The 18,175-nt window shown below is 34.0% G+C and carries 20 protein-coding genes; 18 read left to right on the top strand and 2 right to left on the bottom strand.

Going from position 1 to position 18,175, the window contains the following annotated elements; translation table 11 throughout:
- The first annotated feature begins 10 nt into the window (after positions 1-10).
- The 15 genes from rpsU (at position 11) to FC86_RS05515 (ending at position 13,470) form a co-directional block, all read left to right on the top strand.
- Positions 11-184 carry a 30S ribosomal protein S21 gene (rpsU, locus tag FC86_RS05585; RefSeq protein ID WP_056975084.1) on the top strand — a complete coding sequence of 58 codons (174 nt, stop codon included), beginning with the start codon at positions 11-13 and terminating at the stop codon, positions 182-184.
- A gap of 126 nt (positions 185-310) precedes the next feature.
- Positions 311-1,267, top strand: coding sequence for a PhoH family protein (locus FC86_RS05580; protein WP_056975251.1), 957 nt, complete (start codon positions 311-313; stop codon positions 1,265-1,267).
- Positions 1,264-1,746, top strand: coding sequence for an rRNA maturation RNase YbeY (gene ybeY / locus FC86_RS05575; protein WP_056975083.1), 483 nt, complete (start codon positions 1,264-1,266; stop codon positions 1,744-1,746). The genes FC86_RS05580 and ybeY overlap by 4 nt, the downstream gene beginning before the upstream one ends.
- On the top strand, positions 1,724-2,116 hold the full coding sequence (locus tag FC86_RS05570; protein ID WP_056975082.1) for a diacylglycerol kinase family protein: 393 nt from the start codon (positions 1,724-1,726) through the stop codon (positions 2,114-2,116). Before ybeY ends, FC86_RS05570 begins: the two co-directional genes overlap by 23 nt.
- Positions 2,117-2,133: 17 nt before the next feature.
- A complete protein-coding gene (gene cdd / locus FC86_RS05565; protein WP_056975081.1) occupies positions 2,134-2,547 on the top strand; it encodes a cytidine deaminase in 414 nt (137 codons plus the stop codon).
- On the top strand, positions 2,537-3,445 hold the full coding sequence (era, locus tag FC86_RS05560; protein WP_056975080.1) for a GTPase Era: 909 nt from the start codon (positions 2,537-2,539) through the stop codon (positions 3,443-3,445). Before cdd ends, era begins: the two co-directional genes overlap by 11 nt.
- The gene (recO, locus tag FC86_RS05555) at positions 3,445-4,206 is read left to right on the top strand and encodes a DNA repair protein RecO (protein ID WP_056975079.1); all 762 of its coding nucleotides are present in this window, start codon (positions 3,445-3,447) and stop codon (positions 4,204-4,206) included. Before era ends, recO begins: the two co-directional genes overlap by 1 nt.
- 289 nt (positions 4,207-4,495) lie before the next feature.
- A complete protein-coding gene (gene glyQ, locus FC86_RS05550) occupies positions 4,496-5,395 on the top strand; it encodes a glycine--tRNA ligase subunit alpha (protein ID WP_056975078.1) in 900 nt (299 codons plus the stop codon).
- A complete protein-coding gene (gene glyS / locus FC86_RS05545) occupies positions 5,388-7,457 on the top strand; it encodes a glycine--tRNA ligase subunit beta (RefSeq protein WP_056975077.1) in 2,070 nt (689 codons plus the stop codon). Before glyQ ends, glyS begins: the two co-directional genes overlap by 8 nt.
- Before the next feature lie 34 nt (positions 7,458-7,491).
- Positions 7,492-9,297: a DNA primase gene (dnaG, locus tag FC86_RS05540; protein WP_056975076.1), complete on the top strand. Its 1,806-nt coding sequence runs from the start codon at positions 7,492-7,494 to the stop codon at positions 9,295-9,297.
- 16 nt (positions 9,298-9,313) lie between these two features.
- The gene (gene rpoD, locus FC86_RS05535; protein ID WP_056975075.1) at positions 9,314-10,462 is read left to right on the top strand and encodes an RNA polymerase sigma factor RpoD; all 1,149 of its coding nucleotides are present in this window, start codon (positions 9,314-9,316) and stop codon (positions 10,460-10,462) included.
- Between the two features lie 79 nt (positions 10,463-10,541).
- Entirely contained in the window at positions 10,542-11,225 is a 684-nt protein-coding gene (locus FC86_RS05530; protein WP_056975074.1) for a tRNA (adenine(22)-N(1))-methyltransferase, read from the top strand.
- Complete coding sequence (locus FC86_RS05525; RefSeq protein ID WP_056975073.1) at positions 11,225-12,031, top strand: Nif3-like dinuclear metal center hexameric protein; 807 nt, start codon at positions 11,225-11,227, stop codon at positions 12,029-12,031. Before FC86_RS05530 ends, FC86_RS05525 begins: the two co-directional genes overlap by 1 nt.
- 15 nt (positions 12,032-12,046) lie before the next feature.
- Positions 12,047-13,285 (top strand): peptidase T, encoded by a 1,239-nt coding sequence (gene pepT / locus FC86_RS05520; RefSeq protein ID WP_056975072.1) that lies wholly within the window; start codon positions 12,047-12,049, stop codon positions 13,283-13,285.
- The gene (locus tag FC86_RS05515; RefSeq protein ID WP_056975071.1) at positions 13,285-13,470 is read left to right on the top strand and encodes a 2-hydroxymuconate tautomerase; all 186 of its coding nucleotides are present in this window, start codon (positions 13,285-13,287) and stop codon (positions 13,468-13,470) included. The genes pepT and FC86_RS05515 overlap by 1 nt, the downstream gene beginning before the upstream one ends.
- A 36-nt stretch (positions 13,471-13,506) precedes the next feature.
- Here the strand turns inward: FC86_RS05515 and FC86_RS05510 are convergent, their stop codons facing one another.
- Positions 13,507-14,307 (bottom strand): Cof-type HAD-IIB family hydrolase, encoded by an 801-nt coding sequence (locus FC86_RS05510; RefSeq protein WP_056975070.1) that lies wholly within the window; start codon positions 14,305-14,307, stop codon positions 13,507-13,509.
- 62 nt (positions 14,308-14,369) lie between these two features.
- Entirely contained in the window at positions 14,370-14,960 is a 591-nt protein-coding gene (gene lepB / locus FC86_RS05505) for a signal peptidase I (RefSeq protein ID WP_056975069.1), read from the bottom strand.
- A 464-nt stretch (positions 14,961-15,424) separates the two neighbouring features.
- On the opposite strand from lepB, the gene FC86_RS05500 reads away from it, so the two are divergent.
- The 3 genes from FC86_RS05500 (at position 15,425) to FC86_RS05490 (ending at position 18,111) form a co-directional block, all read left to right on the top strand.
- Positions 15,425-16,069 carry a hypothetical protein gene (locus FC86_RS05500; RefSeq protein WP_056975068.1) on the top strand — a complete coding sequence of 215 codons (645 nt, stop codon included), beginning with the start codon at positions 15,425-15,427 and terminating at the stop codon, positions 16,067-16,069.
- A 30-nt stretch (positions 16,070-16,099) separates the two neighbouring features.
- A complete protein-coding gene (locus FC86_RS05495) occupies positions 16,100-16,279 on the top strand; it encodes a hypothetical protein (protein ID WP_056975067.1) in 180 nt (59 codons plus the stop codon).
- Between the two features lie 185 nt (positions 16,280-16,464).
- Positions 16,465-18,111 (top strand): ATP-binding cassette domain-containing protein, encoded by a 1,647-nt coding sequence (locus tag FC86_RS05490; RefSeq protein ID WP_056975066.1) that lies wholly within the window; start codon positions 16,465-16,467, stop codon positions 18,109-18,111.
- Positions 18,112-18,175 lie beyond the last annotated feature (64 nt).

Below are 18,175 nucleotides of genomic sequence, written 5' to 3'. Positions count from 1 at the left end.
GGGATATCATATGGCAAAGACAGTCGTTCATGACAACGAATCTCTTGATGATGCTCTTCGTCGCTTCAAACGTTCCGTTTCTAAAAGTGGTACACTCCAAGAGTACCGTAAACGCGAATTTTACGAAAAACCAAGTGTAAAAAGAAAATTAAAATCTGAAGCAGCTCGTAAACGTAAGAGATAACGTCTCGTAAAACCCTTATTTTTGGTTATATTTCCAGAAATAAGGGTTTTTTTTCGCCCCAAAAAGCTTTATTATTAGTGTAGATATAAATATACTTTTGGAGGCGTATTATTGGCAGAGACAATGATGAAAAACACCTATTTCCAAACCCTAAATTCTGATGATTTGATTAGTTTAGTTGGTGTTAATGATCAATACTTAAAATTAATACAAGATTACTTTGACGTTGAGTTGACTAACCAGGGTGATGGTATTAGCCTTAAAGGTTTAGAACCAGATGTTTTATTAGTTGAACAATTATTAAAGTCACTTTCAAATTTAATCAGTCAGTGTGTTAAAATTAATGGTTCAGATGTAATGAGCGCGATAAAGATGGCACAAAAAGGCACTCTTGATTATTTTGAAGATCTTTATCAAAAAATATTGATTAGAGACGCAAAAGGAAAGCCAATCCGAATCAAAAACCTTAGTCAAGCTCACTATGTTGAGGCTATTAAACATCATGATGTTGTGTTTGGTATTGGTCCAGCAGGAACAGGAAAAACTTACTTAGCTGTTATCATGGCTATATCCGCTTTCAAAAGAGGAGAAGTAGAAAGAATAATACTAACTAGACCAGCAGTTGAAGCAGGAGAAAATTTAGGATTTTTACCCGGAGATTTAAAAGACAAAATTGATCCTTATCTACGTCCTATCTATGATGCACTGTATGCGATTTTTGGTACTGAAGCAACAAATAGGTTAATGGAACGAGAAATCATTGAGATTGCGCCACTAGCTTATATGAGAGGACGCACATTAGACTCTGCGTTCGTGATTTTAGATGAAGCTCAAAATACAACACGTTCACAGATGAAAATGTTTTTAACACGTTTAGGATTTGACTCAAAGATGATTGTGAATGGAGATATTACACAAGTCGATTTACCTTATAATGCTAAAAGCGGATTAATTGAAGCAAAGCAAAGGCTACAAGATATTAGTGCCATTAAGTTTGTGAATTTTTCAGCTAATGATGTTGTAAGGAATCCGGTTGTCACTAAAATTATTGAAGCTTACGAAAAGAATGAGGAACAAGAATGAGCCAATTAGATATTACTATTATAAACGAAGAAAATTTATTGAGTTCAAAACAAGTAGACTGGGCTCAAAGGTTGTTAGATTATACCAAAGATAAAATTGCACCTGAACAATCTATTGAAATGTCCGTCAGTTTTGTCAGTGAAGATGAAATCAAAAAAATTAACCAGACTTATCGTGGTAAAGATAATTCAACAGACGTAATCAGTTTTGCAATTGAAGATGGCGAAGATCAAGATGAAATTGAAATGCTTCAGCAAACATTTGGTATTGCCAGAAATATTGGTGATTTAATTATTTGTCCAGCAATTGTTGCGGAGCATGGAGAAGAATATGGTCATGGATTCGACCGTGAATTTGGATATACTTTGGTTCATGGTTTTCTTCATTTAAGTGGGTATGATCACATTGATCCGGAAGAAGAAAAGGAAATGATTGGGTTACAAAACCAAATCTTAGATGATTATGGCCTTAAAAGATAAAAAACAGATACAAAAAAACCGTCACTTTTTTCAATCATTAAAACATGCTGTAGATGGTATTTTACATGTTTTAAAAGTTGAACGTAATTTTAAAATTGATATTATCGTTAGTATAATTGTAATTATCGTTAGTTTTTATTATAAAATCTCACATGCTGAATGGCTTTGGGTTATATTTTCGATTTTTTCAGTTATTATAGCTGAAGTGGCTAATACTTCAATTGAGACAGTTGTTGATTTAGCTGCGGATTTTAAATATCATGATTATGCTAAGTATGCAAAAGATACTGCTGCAGGTTTCGTTGTTTTGACAGCTATGATGGCGGTTATTATTGGTGCCATTATTTTTATTCCTAAATTTATCAATTAGTGGAGAAATAACACAATATGGAGATAATACAATTAGTACAAATTGCTAAAAATCATTTAAAAAGAGCCTATGTTCCTTATTCTCGTTTTCCAGTTGCAGCTGTTGCACTTGATGCTCAAGGCAATATTTACAAAGGAATTAATGTTGAAAACGCATCTTATGGATTGACGATGTGTGCCGAACGTGTGTGTTTATTTGAAAGCATTAATCAAAATGATGAACGACCAATTATCACAGACTTTGTGGTTATTGGGAATACGCCTAGTGCCATTTCGCCTTGTGGTGCTTGCCGTCAGGTGATGAGTGAGTTATTGACTCAAAAAACACGTATCTTTTTAGCATCTGCTAAAACAGAGGATCTTAAACAATTTAGTTTGAAAGAAATTTTACCTTATTATTTTACAAGCGAGGAGCTTAACAATGGAAAATAACGAATTTAGATCAGGTTTTGTGGGGATTATTGGTCGTCCCAATGTTGGTAAATCAACATTAATGAATCGTATTATTGGTGAAAAAATCGCAATAATGTCAGAAAAAGCTCAAACAACACGTAACAACATTAATGGTATTTATACTTCAGAAAAAGCTCAAATGGTATTTTTGGATACACCTGGTGTTCACAAGCCTAAAAACCAACTAGATGACTTTATGTCTAAATCTTCATTAGGAATGTTGAATCAAGTTGACGTCATTTTATTTATGGTATCTGCTGAAGATAAGATGGGACCTGGTGACAGATTTATATTAAACTTATTACAAGATGTAAAAAAACCTGTCTACCTTATTATCAATAAGATCGATTTGGTTCATCCAGATGATTTATTGGCTTATATTGAACAGTATCGTCATGAGCTAGATTTTAAAGAGGTTTATCCAATTTCTGCAATACAGGGGAATAATGTTGAAGAATTATTAGATCAACTAGGAGATGAACTTCCTGTTGGTCCGCAATTTTATGATGAAGATCAGCTAACAGATAGACCCGAATATTTTGTTGTAGCTGAACTTATTCGTGAAAAAATACTGGAATTTACTCATGATGAAATTCCTCATTCAGTCGCTGTTTTAGTCAATCAAATGAGCGAGCGTATCGAAGGGAAACTTCAAATTGATGCGACTATCTTTGTCGAACGAAACAGCCAAAAAGCTATCGTGATTGGGCAAGGTGCCAGTTTATTAAAACGTATTGGAATTAAGTCTCGTCAAGAAATTGAAAACTTACTTGGCGAAAAAATCAACTTAAAACTTTGGGTTAAAGTCCAAAAGAACTGGCGTAAAGATCCGTTGTTCTTAGCACAGTCAGGCTATAATCCTAAAGATTTGAGCTAATGAACAAACAATGGGTTGAAGGGATTGTTTTTAAAAGGCAACCTTATCAAGAAACTGATGTGTTAGTCCGAATTTTTACTCAAGATTATGGTTTGTTTACGATGATTGTTAAAGGTGCTAAAAGACCTAAGTCGAAGTTAAATAGTAGTGTACTTAATTTTTCTTATGGTCATTATCTGATTGATATAAAGCCTAATCGTATTAGTAGGCTCAATACCACTAAAAAAGTTACTCAGTTTGAAACTATTATTACGGATATTGAAAAAAGTGCCTATGCTACTTTTTTGTGTGATTTGGCTAATCATGCCTTTGTTGACTATCAGGTAGAAAATGATTATTATAACTTACTTAAACAAGCACTGTTAAAAATTAATGAAGGTAAAAATCCAGAAATTGTGATGCAAATTTTTCAGTTAAAAATGCTCAAAGCATTTGGTGTTGCTCCTGAATTAAAAAAATGTGTTATTTGTCACAATACTGTAGGTGACTTTAAGTACTCAATTGAAAAAGGTGGCATATTATGTCAAAAGCACTTATCACAGATTAATAATATTCAACTATTAGATTTGTCAGTTCAAGAAGTGAGTCTTTTAAGGACCTTAGCTTTTGTGCCGCTAGATAAGTTAAATCAAGTAACTATCAAGCTTAAAACACAATCAAGATTATCGAAAGCAATTGATCGGATTTATAATGAAACATTAGAAATGAATTTAAAATCTAAACAGTACTTAAATCAAATGACAGACTGGTTAATCGTTTAAGTTAATTGTTAAATTTTCTTATAATTATATTGAAACTATGACATATAAAGTGTATTCTATTAAGTGTATATCGAAGCTATAATGAAGTAGATTAGTAGTTTATTGAATCTAAATTTAAGCGACTGTGGATTAGTGAGAGCCATAGATTTAGGAATAAATGAAGGGCACTATGGAGTAGTTTTACAATTAAGTAGCCGAATTTTTCGGAATTAGGGTGGAACCGCGATTAATCGTCCCTATGCATGTTTATGCATAGGTTTTTTTATTGCAAAAAAAGGAGTAAATAAAGATGAATATTCAGCAAATGATTGCAACTTTAGAAGAATTCTGGTCTTCTAAAGGTGCTATGATTATGAACGCATATGATACAGAAAAAGGTGCAGGAACAATGAGTCCTTACACTTTCTTAAGAGCTGTTGGACCAGAACCATGGAACGCTTGTTACGTTGAACCTTCAAGAAGACCTGCAGATGGTCGTTACGGACAAAATCCTAACAGACTGTTCCAACATCACCAGTTCCAATTGGTAATGAAACCTTCTCCAGCAAATATTCAAGAATTTTATTTGGATAGTTTACGTGCTTTAGGTATTGATCCACTAGAACACGACATTCGTTTCGTTGAAGACAACTGGGAAAACCCATCTATGGGTGCTGCCGGTGTTGGTTGGGAAGTTTGGCTAGATGGTATGGAAATTACACAATTCACTTACTTCCAAGTGGTTGGGGGAATTGAAGTTAAGCCCGTTACAAGTGAAATCACATATGGTGTGGAACGTTTAGCTTCTTATATTCAAGATGTTGACTCAGTATTTGACCTAGAATGGGCAGATGGTGTGTTATATGGTGATATCTTCAAAGAGCCTGAATATGAACATTCAAAATATGCTTTTGAAGACAGCAATCAAGAAGAATTGCTCACTTTATTCAATATGTATGAAAAAGAAGCACTGCGCTTAATTGAATTAGGTTTAGTTCACCCAGCATATGATTACATCTTGAAATCATCACATACATTTAACTTACTAGATGCTCGTGGAGCTGTTTCAGTTACAGAACGTGCGGGTTACTTATCTCGTATTAGAAACATGGCACACAGAGTCGCTTCTGCCTTTGTTGAAGAAAGACGTAAGTTAGGATTTCCATTATTGAAAAATAAAGCTCAAAAAGCAGGTGAAGAAAATGACTAAAAACTATTTATTAGAAGTTGGTCTTGAAGAAATGCCCGCACATGTGGTCACACCAACGATTAAACAATTACTAACTAAAACAGAAAAATTTTTAAAAGAAAACAAATTAAACTATAAAGAAATAAAAACTTTCTCTACTCCTCGTCGTCTAGCACTACTTGTTGAAGAATTAAACGAAAAACAAGATGATATCGATGAAGTCCAAAAAGGACCTGCTAAAAAGATTGCGTTAGATGATGAAGGTAACTGGACTAAAGCCGCACAAGGGTTTGCTCGTGGACAGAACATGAGCACTGATGATATTTATTTTGAAGAATTAAAAGGAACAGAGTATGCTTTTCTTCACAAAAAAGAAGAAGGAAAACAAGCTAAAAACCTATTAGGTCAGTTAAGTGAAGTTGTGATGTCATTAACATTCCCAACTCGTATGCATTGGGCAAACTACGACTTTGAATTTATTCGTCCAATTCACTGGATTGTGTCATTATTTGACGATGAAGTTATTCCTATGCAAATATTAGACGTTGAAGCAGGTCGCAAAACTCGCGGACATCGTTTCCTAGGAGATCCAATTAGTCTAGCAAAGGCTGATGACTATGAAGAATCCCTAAAGAGTGAATTTGTTATTGCGGATGCAGATGATAGAAAAGCGATTATCCGTTCTCAAATTGAAGAAATGGCTAAAGAAAACAACTGGATTGTTAAACTTGATGAAGGTTTATTAGAAGAAGTTAATAATCTTGTTGAATATCCAACTGCTTTTGCTGGACGCTTTGACAAAAAATACCTTGAAATTCCTGAAGAAGTATTAATTACTTCAATGAAGGACCATCAACGTTACTTTGCCGTTCGTGAAGCAGATGGTAGCTTGAGTGCACACTTTATTTCAGTTCGTAACGGAAATAAAGATCACATTGAAAACGTCGCTTTAGGTAATGAAAAAGTGCTAACAGCTCGTTTAGAAGATGCTGATTTCTTTTATAAAGAAGATCAAAAATTACCAATTTCACACTTTGTCGATAAATTGAAAAACGTAACATTTCATGATAAAATTGGTTCTTTAACTGAAAAAATGATGCGTGTTAAAGCAATTGCTGGTGATTTGGCTAAAAAATTCCACTTTGCTGACCAAGAAACAACGGATGTGGTACGTGCCAGTGAAATTTACAAATTCGATTTAGTAACTCAAATGGTTGGTGAATTCGATGAACTTCAAGGAATTATGGGACAAAGATATGCCAAATTATCTGGTGAAAATGATGAAGTGAGTTTAGCTATTGCTGAACAGTATTTACCAACTTCAGCTGAAGGAAAGTTACCAAGTTCAAAAATTGGGGCATTGCTCTCAATTAGTGAAAAACTTGATACTATTTTGACTTTCTTTAGTGCAGATATGATTCCAACAAGTTCAAATGACCCATATGCTTTAAGACGTTCAGCGTATGGTATTGTTCGTATCTTAGTGGATCAAAAATGGTCTGTTTCATTTAACCAATTATTGCCTGAATTAATTGAAATGTTAGATGGGTTAACACCAGCTCGTTTAACTACATCAGAAGAGACAATTAAACAAATTTCAGACTTTATTTTGGATCGTGTTAAACAGTATTTAACCGTTCAAAACTATAAATATGATGTTATTGATACCGTTATGCATTCTGTACAAAATGATCCATTACAAGTTATTGAAGCAGCTAAAGTATTAAATGAACATCATCAAGACTCTGAATTTAAGTCAGTTGTAGAATCGTTAACACGTATTAGTAACATTTTACAAAAAGCACAATTTAATGGTAATGAATCAGTAGAGGAAGCCTTGCTTCAAACAGACTCAGAAAAACAGTTGTTAGTGGCAACTAACGATATCTTAAGTCAAACTGTCAGCTTACCAGAACTATACAGACAATTAGTCACAATTGAACCATTGATTGAAGCTTACTTTGAAGAAAACATGATTATGGATAAAGATGAAGCTATCAAGAAAAACCGTTTAGCACAATTGAACAAGTTAAACAAATTAGCACACCGTCTAGGAGATGTTCAACGATTAGTCATTAAATAACTTCAATTGTAAGTTAACAGTTGGGGGAGTTAAAATGGCACAACTTATTCCTGAAACATTTATTGATGAGGTTAGAACGAATACTGATATTTTAGACTTTGCCAGCCAATATATTCAGTTTCAAAAAAAAGGTAAAAACTATTTTGGACTTTGTCCGTTTCATGAAGAACGAACACCTTCATTTTCTATTTCTGAAGAAAAACAAATTTTTCATTGTTTTAGTTGTGGACGTGGGGGGAATGTTTTTAAGCTTTTGATGGATATTGAGAATATTTCGTTTCCTGAGGCGGTTTTAAAAGTCGCTCAAGATAATAATATTCCTATTCCGTCAGACCTTCAAAGTAGTACAACTAGTAAACAAGAAAAATTAAAAAGTCATCCACTTAGACAAGCTTATCGTGAAGTAAGTGAGTTGTATCATCATATTTTGATGGTCACGGATTATGGTAAAGAAGCTTTAAACTACTTAATGAATCGTGGAATGACTGAGGCAACAATTAAAGAATTTCAGCTTGGATTTGCACCACCAAGAGACATTGTTTACGATTTCTTACTTAATAAGGGGCATCAGCCAGAAGATTTAGCTAATTCAGGACTGTTTATCAATAGTAATTCTGATGAAAAACTACGTGACCGGTTCAAAAATCGAATCATGTACCCCATTTCAGACAACTATGGCAATGTTATTGCATTTTCAGGACGAACGCTAAGAGACGATTCTGACGAGCCTAAGTACTTAAATAGTCCAGAAACTGACATTTTTAATAAAAGTAAGACATTGTTTAATTATCAAAAAGCCAAAAAGAACCTTAGACAAAGACAGTCGATGGTTCTTTTTGAAGGTTTTATGGATGTTATTAGTGCGTATGAAGCAGGTGTAAAGACGGGGATTGCTTCAATGGGAACAAGCCTTACTGATCAGCAGATTTATCTGATCAAGCAAGCCACTTCTGATTTGGTTATTTGCTATGATGGTGATAATCCTGGGATTAAAGCGACCAATCGAGCTATTAAATTACTCGACAAGAAGCAGCAATTCAATCTTTCGGTGGTTTTACTACCAGACGGGCATGATCCAGATGATTTTATTCGTAGTTATGGCAGTGAAGCTTTTGTTAATCAAGTTAATGGTGCAATGACAACTATTGATTTTGGGTTACAGCTATTACAAAGACACTATAACTTAGATAATAATCGTGAAAAAATAGAATTTGTGAACTCAGCTGTGAGCTTGATTGCGCGTAGTCATACTGAAATCACACAAGATTTGTACAGTCAAAAACTAGCAGAGTTAACACAGTTACCTATTGAAACAATTAAGAATGCTGTTCTTTCTGAAAGTCAAAAACAACGACGACAAGTTTCAAGAAAACCTTATCAAGAACAACAACCAGAACCAAAAAAACAAGATTTCTCAAAGAAATTATCAGCACTTGAAATTGCAGAAGTCAGATTGATTTATTTGGTTTTGAGATATGAAGAAGTGAATGATTTCGTCATTCAGCATCAATATGAGTTCAATAACTCAGAATTAGGCGCTATTTTTAAAGAATGGCAAACGTATAAACAGTCGACAGATAATCCCACAATTTCAGGGTTTATCGATTTTATTTCTGATGACTTAAAGCGTATAATAGTAGCTATAGAGATGATGCAAATGCCTGACTATTATTCGTCAAAAGAGCTTGAAGATTATTTAAGTCGATCGATTAAAGAAAAGCAAGCGCAACAGTTGCAGAAATTGCGAGCTCAGTTGAATGAAGCAAAACGTCAACATGACGAACAACAAGAGCTCGCATTGACGCAACAAATCATCGAATTAAGGCGTTTATTGAATTAATGTAGGAGGTATTTCTATGTCAGAAAACAAACAAACAAAAGTTACAGATCAAACCTCTAAAAGTGCTACTAAGGGTAACACTGAACTTGAAAAAGCGGTTAACCAACTAGTTAAAGAGTCTAAAAAAACAAAAGAATTAAAAGAAGTTGATTTTGCTGATAAACTAGTTCACCCATTTAAGCTAACTAAAACAGCAATTACTGAATTAGTTCGTCAATTTGAAGATAATGGGATTGGAATTGTGGATGAAAAGGGTGAGCCTTCAAAGCTTGCTTTGAGTAAAGAAGAAGCTATTAAGCAAGAAGAAATTCAAGATTTATCAGCACCTTCAAGCATCAAAATCAACGATCCCGTTAGAATGTATTTGAAAGAAATTGGACGAGTACCTCTTTTAAATGCTGACCAAGAAGTCAGTTTGGCTCACCGAATCGAAGACGGTGATTTGGAAGCTAAGCAAGAATTAGCTGAATCGAACTTACGTTTAGTAGTTTCAATTGCTAAACGTTATGTTGGTCGTGGTATGCAATTCTTAGATCTTATTCAAGAAGGTAACATGGGGCTAATGAAAGCGGTTGATAAATTTGACTACCGTTTAGGTTTCAAATTCTCAACTTACGCTACTTGGTGGATTAGACAAGCTATTACGCGTGCGATTGCTGACCAAGCACGTACAATTCGTATTCCTGTTCACATGGTTGAAACAATCAACAAATTGATTAGAATTCAACGTCAATTACTTCAAGATTTAGGTCGTGAACCAACACCTGAAGAAATTGGTGCAGAAATGGATATGGCACGTGATAAAGTTCGTGAAATTCTAAAAATTTCACAAGAACCGGTATCGCTTGAAACGCCGATTGGTGAAGAAGATGACTCTCATTTGGGAGACTTCATCGAAGACCAAGAAGCAACAAGTCCTGAAGACTACGCTTCTTATGAATTACTAAAAGAACAGTTAGAAAATGTATTGGATACATTGACTGATCGTGAAGAAAACGTACTTCGTTTACGTTTTGGGTTGGATGATGGACGTACACGTACTTTAGAAGAAGTTGGAACGGTCTTCAAAGTAACACGCGAACGTATTCGTCAAATTGAAGCAAAAGCTTTACGTAAATTGCGCCATCCTTCACGTTCAAATCAATTGAAGGACTTTTTAGACTAATTATCAGAAAAGAACTTGATAACATTGTTACCAAGTTCTTTTTTTGTGTTAAAATCATGGATAGATATGGGGAGATATGATGCATTCAAAACGCTTAGAAGCTATTGCAAGCTTAGTTAATCATAATCAAAAATTAGCCGACATTGGAACTGACCACGCTTATTTACCAATTGATTTAGTTGAAAAGAGTGTTATTTCAAGTGCTATTGCCGCGGATATTGCAGAAGGACCGTTGAATAATGCGATTGAAAATATTCAACACCATCAATTAGATAATCAAATATCAACGCGACTTGGTAACGGACTAGTGCCGTTTTCAAAAGAAGATAATATTGAACAAGTGGTAATCGCTGGAATGGGCGGTAAGCTAATTGTTGATATTTTAGAAGAAGCCAGCCAAAGGCAGCTTTACTTTGATACCTTGATTTTAGAGCCTAATATTGGTGAAGAAGAAGTCAGACAGTGGTTAGTCGCTCATCAATACGAAATCATAGAAGAATCGATTGTTAAAGAAGGGCGCCACATTTATGAAATTATTAAAGCCGAAAAATCAGAAAATGTGGTCACTTATTCTGAAGCTGAATTGTTATTTGGTCCAGTTTTGTTACAAAAAAAACCAGAACTTTTTGTGCAAAAATGGCAACATAAAGCTGAAACTTTAACTAATATTTTAGGACAGTTGAAACAACATGCTGAAAATAACCAAGCTAAAATTACTGAGTTTGAAAAAACAGTTAAATTGATTGAACAGGAGGTTTTATAATGGTTCAAGCTAAACAAATTATTGATCGCATTGAACAATTTGCACCACAAAACCTAGCGTTGGATAAAGACCCAATAGGATTACAAATTGGTAATCCTAATCAAGAAATCACAAAAATCATGACGACTTTGGATGTTCGTCAAGAGGTTATAGAAGAAGCAATCAAAAATGATGTTGATATGATTTTTAGCCATCATCCATTAATGTTTCGTCCAGCCAAGAACCTTGACTTGTCTAATCCGCAAAACGCGATGTATGCGCAAATTATTAAACACGATATTGTCGTTTACTCAGCGCATACTAATATTGATATGGCTCCTGAAGGAATGAATGATTGGCTAAGTCAATGTTTAAAACTATCTGACGTTCAACCGTTTGCTTTTGAGTTAACACGTGGCAATACACCTATGGGAATTGGTCGAAAGGGGCAATTGCCACAAGAATTAACTTTGACTGCGTTTTCACAAGAACTAAAACATGTGTTTGGATTACAAGGATTACGTTTAGTTGCTGCAAATCCAGAACAAAAAGTTAAAACAGTTGGTATAATAGGTGGAGATGGTGGAAAATTCTTTTTAGATGCTGTAAAAAATGAGATTGATGTTTTAATCACAGGGGATGTTTATTACCATACAGGACACGATATGCTCAGTTACAACTTACCAGTTATTGACCCTGGTCATCACATCGAAGCTATCTTTAAAGTGAAAATGGCAGAAAAATTGAATGATTGGAACAAAGAAAATGACTGGGATGTTAATGTGATTCAGTCACAAATTTCAACAGATCCCTATCAATTTATTTAAATTAAGGAGAGCATTATGAAATATAATGATTTAACTTCACGTTTTTTGAAATATGTGAAGCAAAACACACGTTCAGATGAAAATTCATCAACAGTTCCTTCTACTCAAAGACAAGTAGACTTTTTGAATAATTTGAGAGCAGAACTTGAAGAAATTGGCTTAAGTGATATCTTTTATAATGAAAAAAATGGATACTTGACTGCTACAATCGAATCAACTACTGATAAAGACGTGCCAACTATTGGTTTTATTTCACACGTTGATACAGCAGACTTTAACTCTGAAAATATCCAACCACAGTTAATTGAAAACTATGATGGTGTCTCAGCCATCAAGCTAGGTGAGAGTGGTTTTTACTTAGATCCTAAAGAATTTAACAGTCTAAATAAATATGAAGGTCATACACTTATTACAACTGATGGAACAACCTTATTAGGTGCTGACGATAAATCAGGTGTTGCCGAAATTGTGACATTTGCCGATTACTTGATTAAGCATCCAGAGATTGAACACGGTAAAATTCGTATTGCGTTTGGTCCAGATGAGGAAATTGGAACAGGAGCAAACTTATTTGACGTTGATATATTTGACGCTGACTTTGCTTATACTGTAGACGGTGGACCAGAAGGTGAACTAGAATATGAAACTTTCAATGCAGCTAGTCTGAAAGTTGAAATTCAAGGAAAAAATGTTCACCCAAGTACAGCTTACGGTGTTATGGTCAACGCTAGTTTATTAGCGATTGAATTTAATGATCGATTGCCTAAAAACGAAGTCCCAGAAAAGACAAAAGATCGTGAAGGCTTCTTCTTATTAACAGACATGTCAGGTAACGTTGATCAAGCTTCACTTTCTTATATTATTCGTGATTTTGAAAAAGATGGGTTAACTCGTCGTAAAGAACTTGCACATCAAATTGCTAATGAAATCAACGAATCATTAGACACTGACCGAGTATCTGTAACAATTCAAGACCAATACGCTAATATGTATGAAGTTATGAAAGACCATATGTATGTGGTTGACTTAGCACGTGAAGCTATGCATAATTTAGATATTGAAACAGATGAAAAAGCAGTTCGTGGGGGAACAGATGGTTCAAAGATTTCATTCATGGGACTCCCAACACCTAACTTATTTGCAGGTGGGGAAAACATGCATGGTCGCTATGAATACGTTAGTGTTCAAGTGATGGAAAAGGCTGTTGATGTCTTACTAGAAATTGCAACTTTAAACACTAAAGGAGAAAAATAATGCCTATTGTACACATTGACTTAATCGAAGGACGTTCACCTGAACAATTAAAGGGTTTGGTGAAAGATGTAACTGAAGCTATTGCCAAAAATACTGGTGCACCACAAGAAAACGTTCATATCGTTTTAAATGAAATGAGAAAAGACAACTATTCAGTTGGTGGAACACTAAAAAGCGACCAATAATAAAAAGCTACTGGACAAAACGTCCAATAGCTTTTTTTAATTTAATTTAAAATAGTCTTCCAAGTAACGAGCGACACCATCTTCATCATTAGTGAGTTCAGTAACATCTTTGGCAATTTCTTTTAGATGACTAGAAGCATTAGCCATTGCAACACCCAAACCAACGGATTGAAGCATTTCGTAGTCATTTTCTTCGTCACCAAAGGCGATAATATCGTCATTTGAAATGTTGAATTGATCGGCTACATAAAAGACGCCATCTGCTTTGTGAACCTTCTTAGACAAGATTTCAATACCTTTAATATGTCCTTTCCAAACATGCATGGAAAGGTTAGGATAGGCTGTTTTGATTTCTTTTGCTAAATCATCAGGATCTTCACTGAATAACATGACTGAAATAATTTCTTGAGGATAAGAATTTGGAAGTAGGTCTTCTTCAGTAACCGTTCTTGGGAAGAAATCAATGTCAGGATTAGCAACTTTATTAACCCAAAAGTAGTCTTTAGATTCAACGGTTAATAAACTAACTTCTGGACGATTTTCAGAACGTTTGATGATATCATCAACAACATCTAAATCAAGACCGACAACGCGTTCTTTGTCCCATTCTTCGTAAGGTAAGTGAACCAGCCCACTGTTGAAATTAACCATAGGGGTATTCAGACCTAATTCTTTGTAGATATGCTTACTGATTTGAAAAGAACGACCAGTTGCTAAAATTACACGGTGTCCTAGTTGAGTCACTTTAGATAAAGTCTCTTTTGTTCTTTGTGAGACTTTTCCTTGACGGTTTAAAGTTGTGCCATCAAGATCTAGTGCAATTAATTTTTGTTTCATTATTTTTTACCTCTTTTCATTGAATTAAACTAATAAAAAACTTGCTGTTTAATTAGCAAGTTTTAGAATGTTCGCATCGTATTTAATGGCCAAAAGCGCCATAGAACTTTAGCTTCAATTTGGCTTTTTGAAACTGGACCGATGATTCGGCTATCTTTTGATACGCTACGGTTATCTCCCATAACAAAGTAGCTATCGGCAGGTACAGTTGTTTCAAAGTCGTTTGTAAAGAGTGAATCAGGGTTGGTAGCCTTAAATTTTGCTTTTCCACCATCTAAGTAAGATTCATCTAATTGTTGACCATTGATAAACATTTGATCGTTTTTGGATTCGATTTTTTCTCCAGGAAGCCCCACAATACGTTTTATGTATAATTCTGTTTTGCCGTCGCTTGTTGGCACTTTTACGATGACAACATCTCCACGACCAACACCAGGATTTCGTAAAGCAATTAAGTTATCTCCAGACTCAAATGTTGTCTGCATAGAGGTTCCAGACACTGTTTCCTTTTCTAAAACAAAAGTAAACAATGCACTGAATAAACCAAAAATCACAATAAATGTAATCACAAATTGAAAAAAGACCTTAAGCCAAGAATCTTCAGTTTGTTCTTTACGCTCGGCACGCTTTGGCATATTTTCGTTATCTGACAAGTTTTTCAACTCCTAATTTTATAGATTTCAATTCACATTATACGCATTTTTTTGCGTAAATGTCAGAAATTCCGCAAAATTATAGGAATGATAATTAAATAGTATGAAAAGTTATTTAAGTTGGTTGAAATTTACCAGTTAATGTTAACATGGCAGTAGTTAATTAATGAAAGATGGGGGATATTTATGAATAAACAATTTAATTTGTCTACACCTACGAATGGTAAATTATCCATTTATGCAGGCCTATTTAAAAAGCCGGTAAATGTTAAAGCCGATGTTAATATGGAAACAGGAAAAGTCTAAATCTTCATTGATCCTGAAGATTTAGAGAAGCTAAAAGACTAGCAGAGTTCTGCTAGTCTTTTTTATGTATTTAGGAAGTTAGGCGTGATAACATTAAGAGAATGTCAAATAAGGAGGAGTTAACAATTAAGAAGATAAGGAAATTCATTTCCATATTTATGGTTACTTTAATCATCGTAATGTCATTATCTGGTGTTCTACTCAAAAGACAAGTTAAAGCAAATAATGATGTGCAACTACCAGAATCAACTCATTTCTTGATAACTAATTCAAATGAATCTTATAAAAAGCTAAATATAGAACTAGATAGATTGAAAAACCAACCGTTATCTCCCATGGCTTATAATACACAGCTTCAAAACTTATTCAACAAGTATGATGGTGCAGAAGCAACTTATACTAAAACTAATTTACTTACATCAAAATTAGCATCAGCTATTTTGCCTCAACGCTCAGATGTTAAAGAGATTGTTTACAATGGGGGGATTAATTCATTTGCGACGACAAATGAAGGACTGCGGTACTTTTCTGAATATTACAGTACGCTAGCTTTAGTTGGTGGTGGTGCAGGACTTGCTTTAGCTGGGGCATCAGCAGGCGCAGTGTTAGGACCTGTAGGTTCATTAGTTGGTATAATTGGTGGAGTAGTTGCAACAATTATTTTACATTCTAGATATAGTGATACTCATGAATTGTATAAAAAAATGGTTGGTAGAGGGCTTCATTCTGGTGGAGTTAGGATGACTTTGACTGAGACCTTTACTATTTCAACATTATATACTGATGAAATATGGTTTAGTTGATTCTTATTAATATTTAATGGAAGGATAAATATGCCCACTCTAATAATTATATTGGTGCTTTTGATAGCTGCTATCATCTTAAATATTGTTGGATTCAAAAGAAAAAAAGTAGAACCCAGAGTGTTAATGATTGTCAGCTTGATCACACTTTTAGCGATTATACTAGCTGTTGTTTATTATATACATCTAGGTGTATTGCCACTCAGTTAATAATTTATAAAATTTTTTGTCTAATAATATAAAGTAAATTAAAGTAGTATCTATCTAAATTAGTAGATGCTCTTTTTTGATTTAAACTTGACGATACAACATTATTAAAATATAATTAATTTTAAATTAATATAATTTAATAACGAGGAGGGGTCTCAATAAAAAAATTATTAACCGAAAACTGGTTGCAAACATTAATTATCAGCTTAACTGCCAGTCTTTATGCACTAGCTAGTATTGCAAGTGCAACGTATTATGGGTATATTGTTGAACACGCTGATAACAAAAACCAAACGCTCTTTTTAATGATGATTGTTATGGGAATTACCATTGTGTTTTTTAGATGGTTATTTGATTTGATTAATCAGTTAATTATGGTGAGATTTGTAGGTAATATAATTTATACTATTCGCCAGAAAATGTTGCAATCTTTAACAAGTAAACAAGTTTTTGACTTTAAAAAGAAAAAGGTAAGCACTTATACATCGAATTTATTGAATGATGTTGAGTTAGTGGATAGGGATGCAATTGAACCCTATTTTGATTTTGTTTCACAGTTAGTTATTGTCGTGATTTCCTCGTTTGCTGTTCTTTACTATCAGCCTATCGTTTTCGTTGTCATTTTGATTGGAACTATCGGGGTTTTTTTAATTCCAATGATGATGAGTCAAAAGCTACAGCAAAAACAATCAGTGTTTTCTGATGAATCAGCACACTTAACAGAGTCAGCCTCAGATATTTTAAACGGATTTGAAACTGTTAAATCAACTCAATCGGTTAATAAGTTTTTAATAGGCTTTGACCAAGTTAATAAGCAATACACTAAGGCTAAAATCTCATCTGGGAAATGGATTATGGCCAATCACGTTACTTCAGGGATGCTTGGCATGCTGGTTCAGTATGCAGCAGTTTTAGCTTCAATCTGGTTTATTATGAATGGTATGATTACGGTTGGCATAATGCTAACGATGGTTCAAACAATGAATACGTTAGTTTTTCCGCTAATTGATATTTTTAGATTGATTCCACAAATCAAGAGTTCAAAACCAATTATGGATAAGATAGACGCGTTGGCTAACGTAACAGCCTTAAATCTAACAACCTCAGATGAGTCATTAGATTTCACAAAACAAATTCAATTGAAGAATATTACAATTACACTTGATAATCAAAAAATATTAACAGATATTTCACTAAAACTAGAACACAGTAAAAAGTATTTACTTGTAGGTGACAGTGGCTCTGGGAAGTCAACACTAGCACAGTTACTTTCGGGTTTTATAACTGATTATGAAGGCCGATTTTTGCTTGATGATCAACAATTAAATAATAGTGAGTACTTATTTAATTGTGTTTCTTATGTCAGCCAGACACCTTATTTATTTAATCAAACAATTAAGCAAAACATTGTGATGAGCCAGTTGTTTTCTGAGTCAAAACTAACTAAGGTTTTAAAACAAAGTAGCGTCAGTGACTTTATTCAAAATGATCAACAATTAGATGATGAACTTTTACAAAATGGTCAGAATTATTCAGGGGGACAAAGACAGCGTATTGCTATTGCTAGAGGTCTTTATCAACAAAAACCACTAACGGTATTAGATGAGAGCTTATCGGGATTAAACTCAAAACTTGCTCACCATGTTGAATCACAGCTACTATCTTTACCAAATACAGCGCTAGTACACATTACGCACCACTTTGATATGAGTTTAATTAATCAATATGATAGTATCATTTGGATTAAAAACGGTCAGATTAAAGCTAATCAAAAACCAGAAAAGCTTTTATCTAATGCAGAATTTCAATCTTTTTTGAAGGTTAAAAGCTAGCATGAATCGTTTACGATATTTGTGTCTACTTTTTAGAACCTTTTCAAATTTGAAGCGAAGAGAT

Origin of the sequence: Holzapfeliella floricola DSM 23037 = JCM 16512 (genome assembly GCF_001436605.1) — a bacterium.
GTDB classification, from domain to species: domain Bacteria; phylum Bacillota; class Bacilli; order Lactobacillales; family Lactobacillaceae; genus Holzapfeliella; species Holzapfeliella floricola.
Note: the sequence above shows the minus strand (reverse complement) of the source record. Positions and strands in the feature narration are given on the sequence as shown.